Here is a 6,811-nt window from a genome sequence, read left to right as displayed (position 1 = left end):
TGCGCAGCCGGGTCGCGGAGCCGCACAGCTCCGCCAGCGGCACGGTCGCCGTGCTCACCGCCGTGCCTGCCCGCGCGGTCGAGCCCGAGACCCGTCCGCGCCGTGCCGCCAGATCGCCGAGGACCCCGCCCACGGCGTCGTCGGGCACGGTGACGGTGACCTCCGCCACCGGCTCCAGCAGCACCATCGCGCTCGCCCGCAACGCCTCACGGAGCGCGAACCGGCCGGCCGTGCGGAACGCCATCTCCGAGGAGTCCTTGGAGTGGGTGGCTCCGTCGGTCAGTGTGACCCGCAGCCCGGTCACCGGGTGTCCGCCGAGGGGCCCTTCGGCCAGCGCGTCCCGGCAGCCGGCCTCCACCGCCCGGACGTACTCCTGCGGCACCCGTCCACCGACGACGGTCGAGCGGAACACGAAGTCGACGCCGCTGCACCCGTCGTGGTCGCGGGCGGCCTCCAACGGCTCCGTGTCGAGGACGACATGGGCGAACTGGCCGGCCCCGCCGTCCTGCTTCACATGCCGGTACACCAGCCCGGACACCCCGCGGGCGACCGTCTCCCGGTAGGCCACCTGCGGTCTGCCGACGCCGATCTCCAGCTCGTGCGCGCGCCGGATCTTCTCCACCGCGACCTCCAGGTGCAGTTCCCCCATTCCCGACAGCAGCGTCTGCCCGGTCTCGGGGTCGGTACGGACCGCCAGCGACGGGTCCTCCTCGACCAGCCGCGCCAGCGCCGTCACCAGCCGTTCGGTTTCGGTGCTCCGGCGGGCCTCGACCGCCACCGAGACGACCGGGTCGGCCGCGGTGGGCGGTTCGAGGACCAGTGGCGCCGCGGGTGCGCACAGCGTGGCCCCGGCGCGGGCCGCCTTCAGCCCGATCACCGCGACGATGTCCCCGGCCACCGCCGTATCCACGTCCGAGTGCCGTCCGGCCTGCACCCGCACGATCCGCCCGATGCGCTCGTTGCGGCCCGCGCCCGCGTCCAGCACCGTGTCCCCCTTCCGGATCGTTCCCGAATACACCCGCAGGCAGGTCAGCCGCCCCGTGGCGGTCGAGTTCACCTTGAACACCAGCGCGGCGAACGGCGCCGCAGGATCGGCGGCCCGCTCCTGCACCGCGCCGTCCAGGGTGCCGCGTACCGGCGGCACGTCCAGCGGCGAGGGCAGGTAGGCCACGACGGCCTCCAGCAGCGGCTCGATCCCGCGGTTGCGGTAGGCCGAACCGCACAGCACCACGACACCCTCACCGGTACGGGTCAGGTCGCGCAGCGCGGCCCTCAGAGTCCGCTCGGAGACCGACGACTCCACGCAGAACTCCTCCAGCGCGGCCGGATGGAGCTCCGCCACCGTCTCTTCGAGCAGCCGCCTGCGCCGACGTGCCTCTTCGCGCAGGGCGTCCGGCACCTGCCCCTCCTCGTACGTGCCGCGGCCGTCGGCCCAGACCAGTGCCCGCATGCGCAGCAGATCCACCACTCCGGTGAACCCGTCCTCGCTCCCGATCGGCAGCTGGACCACCAGCGGGACGGTGTGCAGCCGGTTCCTGATCGACGCGACCGCCGTGTCGAGGTCGGCCCCGGCACGGTCCAGCTTGTTGACGAAGGCGATCCGGGGCACCCCGTGCCGGTCGGCCTGCCGCCACACCGACTCGCTCTGCGGTTCGACACCCGCGACGGCGTCGAACACCGCGATCGCGCCGTCGAGCACCCGCAGCGAGCGCTCCACCTCGTCGGAGAAGTCGACATGGCCCGGGGTGTCGATCAGATTGATCCGGTGACCGTCCCAGGCGCAGCTCACCGCGGCGGCGAAGATGGTGATCCCGCGGTCGCGTTCCTGGGAGTCGAAGTCGGTGACGGTCGTCCCGTCATGGACCTCGCCCTGTTTGTGGACGGCGCCGGTGAGATAGAGGATCCGCTCGGTGACGGTGGTCTTGCCGGCATCGACGTGGGCGAGGATGCCCAGATTGCGAACGTCGGTCAGCGGACTGGTGAGTTGACGGTGGAGTTCGGTACGCACGGCCCATGGCCTTTCGGAATGATCCGGATCGGGACGGCGCGATTCCCGGACGAGCCGGCCTGTGATCGGGCCGGGCGAAGACCTCTGGGCGGTGCGTCGCACCGGTGGACGGCCGCCCGGTGGTATCGACGCCGGGCAGCGCGAGGTCAGTTGTTCGTCGCGGGGGTCCGGTGCGGGCCGCGCAGCCTGCACCGGGCGCACGAAGACACCAGGATCACCTCGTACCGTGACTGGGGAACGACGACAGCGGTGCGGTAGCGCACGGCCGGTCTCCCCTCACTCGTCACGGTGCGCGCCGCAATGCTGTTGCGGCGCGCGATTCGTGGCGAGTGTAGTGAACCCCGGTGCGGGCAGGGAATTGGTTTTCGAGGCCGTCGCCGTTGGGGGAGCGAGACGTGCTGCGCCCGCTTTCCCCGCATGCGCGCCCCGAGCCTGTTGTGTCCCATGTGCCGTGCCAGGGAGGGGCGTTGAAGGCGGCGGCGAATGATGAAACGATTCCGGGGATCGCAGGGGGCAACGGAAGGAACCGCAACGATGGACGAGGACCACGGCCTCGCCGCCGCCACGGTGTTCGACGCACTGGGCACCGACTACGAGCGTGCGTTCGGCGGGTCCGCCGCCCACCAGGCCTCGCTGCAACGGCTGTTGGGAGATCTCGCGCCGCACAGCCGGGTCCTGGATGTCGGCAGTGGGACGGGGCGGCCCACCGCGTGGACCCTGACCGCAGCCGGTCATGAGGTGCTGGGGGTCGATGTCTCGCCCGTCATGGTCGAACTGGCGGCCCGGCAAGTTCCCGGCGCGTCCTTCGAATGCGCCGACATGCGTGAAATCCGCTTGGAAGAGGGCGGTTTCGACGCGGTCTGTGCGTACTTCTCCTTGCTCCAGATGTCCCGCGAGGACCAGTCCCGGCTGCTGCGGAAGCTCGGGCGGCTGCTGGTTCCCGGCGGCCATCTGGTCGTGGCCACGGTGCCGCTGGACGTGGAGGAATTCGGTGTCGTCTTCATGGGGTACCCGGTGCGGGCGACGAGCTTCGGCCCGGAGGAGTTCACCGAGCTGGTCACCGAGGCCGGCTTCTCGGTGCTCTGGGAGCAGAGCACCCTCTTCACCCCGGAATACGAGGCGGCGGTGGCCGAACCCCAGTTGTTCCTGCACTGCCGACGGGCCTGACACCCGGGCCCACCCCGGGTGTCAGGCCCGTCTCTCTCCTCAGCGCTCGACCGGCAGCGATTCCGGGCGACGCGGGCGCCGGACCCCGGGACACCGCCGCACAAGAGCGCCGGGACGCCCGCCGGTGCGCAGCGGGGCCTTCCAGCTGCGCAGTGCCTGCCTGCCGCACCTGCGCCACTGCGCGGGCGAGACGGGTACGGACTGCCCGCCCCGGGTGACCAGTGCGTTCACCGGAGTCATCGGATCCGTCGCCATGGTCTTGGCGAGCAGTACGCCGATCACCAGCGGGGCCAAGGTCAGCGCCAGGGTCGTGCCGGCGGTGGTGACCTGCTGCATGCGGGGGCGGAGCGGTGCGTCAGGAAGCATGCTGGTCATTCGACCAGCGACCGCCGGCCGGCGGATCGGCCGACGTACTCAGCTCGGCCCGCCTTCGTACTCACGCCCGGTGCCCGACGCCCCGCCGCCGCTACGCGGTGGTGCCGGGGCCGGAGCCCGCTCCCGAGGCGGCCTTGATGCCCTTGGTGATCTCGTCCATGACGGAGAGCGCGGGGGCCTTGGCATTGATGTCGAAGCCGGACCGGACCACGATCAGCATGTCCTTGGAACGGGGGGACGGGAAGGCCAGCGACTGGACGTAGCCGTCGTCACCGCTCTTCGTCACCACCTTCCAGCGCACCACATAGCCCTGTTCGCCGGCCACGGTGACCGGCTCGGACTTGAGTTCCTGATGCGAGGTGATGCCGCCGTAGATCTTCTCGCCGTACGAATCCGTGGCGTTGGCGGAGATGTCCTTCACCGCCGTGGCCTTGGCCGTCGTGGTGTCGAGCTTCAGGCCCTTCGCGGGCATGGAGAACACCCCGCCGCGCACGCACTGCTCGGACGTGTCGCCGGGACACGGGTACTCACCCGTGGTCACTCCCGCGCCGGCGATCCCGGAGCTGCCCTTCCAGCCGTCGGGCACCGGCAGGCTGATCCCGCTGGTCAGGTCCGTGGCGTAGCCGTCCTCGGTCTGCGGCATCCGCTGCTCGGGGTTCCTGCTCTCACCGCCCCCGCCTCCCGGGGAGCCCGGCCCGCGGCCGGGAGGTTCCGACGGCGCGGTGGACGGAGCCGGGGCCGCGTGTTCGTCGGTGTCGCCGGACTTGTCCGACAGCAGGAAGAGGCCGCCCCCGATGGCGGCGAGGACCACGACCCCGGCGGTGATGCCCAGTCCGACGCGCATCCGCCGGCGCCGGACCAGGGCGGGCGGCACGCGGAGCTGATCGGTCCACCGGGTGCCGTCCCACCAGCGTTCGTGGATGGGGCCAATTCCTGTATACCCGGGGTCTGGGTGCCAGCCGGGCGGGCTCATCTGGGTCACGCGCCCCACCGTAGAACGGTTGCGTGAGAATCGCATGAATCAGCTGCGTCGGGGTTCTCCGCCCGCCCCGCACCATCCCCTGTGGGAGGCCGAACAATGAGCGAACAACCAGCCGTACGGATCGAGCGCGACGGCGCCGTGTTCACGGTGATCCTGGCCCGGCCCGAGGTCCGCAACGCCGTGGACGGTCCGACCGCCGGGCAACTGGCCGACGCCTTCCGCGAGTTCGACGCCGATCCGGACGCGGCCGTCGCCGTGTTGTGGGGCGAGGGCGGCACCTTCTGCGCGGGGGCCGACCTGAAGGGCATCGGCACGGAGCGGGGCAACAAGGTCCTGGCCGAGGGCGACGGGCCGATGGGGCCGACTCGTATGCACCTGAGCAAGCCCGTCATCGCGGCGGTGGCCGGTCATGCGGTGGCCGGGGGGCTGGAGCTGGCCCTCTGGTGCGATCTCCGGGTGGCCGAGGAGAACGCGGTGTTCGGGGTGTTCTGCCGCCGCTGGGGTGTGCCGCTGGTGGATGGCGGAACGGTGCGGCTGCCCCGTCTCATCGGGGAGAGCCGGGCCATGGACATGATCCTCACCGGGCGGCCCGTCCCGGCCGCCGAGGCGTACGCCATGGGGCTCGCCAACCGGATCGTCCCACCCGGCGAGGCGCGCGGCGCTGCAGAGCAACTCGCCCGCGAGATCGCCGCGTTCCCGCAGCTGTGCCTGCGCCACGACCGGCTGTCGGTGCGCGAGCAGCACGGCCTGAGCGAGCCGGAGGCGCTGGCCGCGGAGTACCGGCACGGTCTGGTGCCGCTGACCGCGGGGGAGACACAGGCCGGGGCCGAACGGTTCGGGGGCGGCGCGGGCCGCCACGGATCCTTCGGCGACTGACGGCGGGAGCCCATGGTCCACCGGCGTCCGGGCCGAAATCCCGACGACGCCGCCTCCCCTTGCACCTACGCTCATCGGGGGAGCGGGGTCTGCTCGCACAGTTCCCCGCCCTCCTCATGGGCCGGGCCAGGAACTGGTCGTTCGACCAGCCGCTCGACGCCGAGGCGGGGGAGCGGTTCCGTGAGGAGCAACGGCAGGCGGTCCTGCGGGCACTGGGCGAGTACGCACCCGGGACCATGGCCGTCTTCGATGTCGACCTCGGTCGCACCGACCCGCAGCTGATCATTCCGTTCGGCGGGCAGATCGAGGTGGACGGAGTGGGCCGCCGCATCGTCGTCACCTACTGAGCCGGGAAGGGGCGGGGAAGCGGGCGCGGTGCCCGCGGGGCGCCGAATCTTTGGTCCGACCATACGTGATGTGTGACATAGTTGAAGATCGGGCAGCAGACGCGACGGCAACCGGACGATTCCGGCCGAGGCAGGGGGTGACGGATGCCCGTCGAATGGCAACCCGTACGGCAGTCCCGTACGCATGAACTCGTGCTCCAGAGCATCGAGCAGCGAGTGTTCGCCGGTGAGCTCAGGGCGGGCGACCGGCTGCCGCCCGAGCGTGAGCTCGCGCCGGTGCTCGGGGTCAGCCGGTCCGCGCTGCGCGAGGCGCTGAGGGTGCTGGAGACCATCGGTGTGCTGGTCGCGCAACCGGGCCGGGGACCGGATGCCGGGGCGCGGATCGTGCGCAATCCCGACGACGCGCTCGGGCGGCTGCTGCGACTGCACTTCGCGCTGGGCAGCTACAGCCTGGAGGACGTCCTGGAGGCGCGGGTCGTGCTGGAGAGGTCCAGTTTCGAGGCAGCCGCGCGGCATGCCCCCCCGGCGGACCTCGACGAGGCGGAGACGCTGGTCGTACGCATGGGGGAGCCGGATGTCGCGGTGCCGGAGTTCAACGATCTGGACACCCGGTTCCATGTGCACATCGCCCGCAGCTCCGGAAATGAACTGACCTCCACGCTCACCTCCGCCGTCCGCGAGTCGGTGCGACCGCTGATCCTGCGGGCGCTGGAGGCGGCCGAGGACTGGCCGGCCACGGCCGCCGCGCTCAACTCGGAGCACACCGAACTGCTGAGGCTGGTGCGCGCGGGCAAGGGTGCGAACGCCGCCGACCTGGTCGAGAAGCACATCCGCAGTCTCCACGGCACGCTGGTCGACGAGAAGTCGGACCGGACTGCGCAGGGGGATTCCTGAGGTATGGACGCGGGCTCCGGCCGGTTGGGCCGGGGCCCATGCCTCTGTGGATATTTTGTCAGGTGCATGCCTTGCGCCCTGCCCTGGGTGGCGCAGTGTCGTCGCGGCCTTCACGTTCCGGACCGAGGCTAGTATGGTCGGACCATAAAAATGGAGAAGCGA

General features: G+C 71.4%; 6 protein-coding genes and 1 pseudogene. 4 read left to right on the top strand and 3 right to left on the bottom strand.

Annotated elements, in window-relative coordinates:
* On the bottom strand, window positions 1-2,008 hold a 2,008-nt coding region (fusA, locus tag ABZY11_RS27360; protein WP_356481684.1), incomplete at its 3' end, for an elongation factor G.
* A 534-nt stretch (window positions 2,009-2,542) separates the two neighbouring features.
* On the opposite strand from fusA, the gene ABZY11_RS27355 reads away from it, so the two are divergent.
* Window positions 2,543-3,175, top strand: coding sequence for a class I SAM-dependent methyltransferase (locus tag ABZY11_RS27355; RefSeq protein WP_356481683.1), 633 nt, complete (start codon window positions 2,543-2,545; stop codon window positions 3,173-3,175).
* Between the two features lie 39 nt (window positions 3,176-3,214).
* On the opposite strand, the gene ABZY11_RS27350 is transcribed toward ABZY11_RS27355, so the two are convergent.
* The gene (locus ABZY11_RS27350) at window positions 3,215-3,550 is read right to left on the bottom strand and encodes a hypothetical protein (protein WP_356481682.1); all 336 of its coding nucleotides are present in this window, start codon (window positions 3,548-3,550) and stop codon (window positions 3,215-3,217) included.
* Between the two features lie 91 nt (window positions 3,551-3,641).
* Window positions 3,642-4,523, bottom strand: a complete 882-nt coding sequence (locus ABZY11_RS27345; RefSeq protein ID WP_356481685.1) for a DUF2510 domain-containing protein — start codon at window positions 4,521-4,523, stop codon at window positions 3,642-3,644.
* A 105-nt stretch (window positions 4,524-4,628) separates the two neighbouring features.
* On the opposite strand from ABZY11_RS27345, the gene ABZY11_RS27340 reads away from it, so the two are divergent.
* The 3 genes and pseudogenes from ABZY11_RS27340 to ABZY11_RS27330 all read left to right on the top strand — a co-directional run bounded on the left by ABZY11_RS27340 (window position 4,629) and on the right by ABZY11_RS27330 (window position 6,649).
* Complete coding sequence (locus ABZY11_RS27340) at window positions 4,629-5,408, top strand: crotonase/enoyl-CoA hydratase family protein (RefSeq protein ID WP_356481681.1); 780 nt, start codon at window positions 4,629-4,631, stop codon at window positions 5,406-5,408.
* A 65-nt stretch (window positions 5,409-5,473) separates the two neighbouring features.
* A pseudogene (locus tag ABZY11_RS27335) lies at window positions 5,474-5,755 on the top strand (LD-carboxypeptidase); the annotation flags it as partial.
* Between the two features lie 144 nt (window positions 5,756-5,899).
* Window positions 5,900-6,649, top strand: coding sequence for an FCD domain-containing protein (locus ABZY11_RS27330; RefSeq protein ID WP_356481680.1), 750 nt, complete (start codon window positions 5,900-5,902; stop codon window positions 6,647-6,649).
* The last annotated feature ends 162 nt before the right edge of the window (window positions 6,650-6,811 follow it).

Origin of the sequence: Streptomyces sp. NPDC006510 (assembly GCF_040611955.1) — a bacterium.
Lineage (GTDB): Bacteria > Actinomycetota > Actinomycetes > Streptomycetales > Streptomycetaceae > Streptomyces.
Note: the sequence above shows the minus strand (reverse complement) of the source record. Positions and strands in the feature narration are given on the sequence as shown.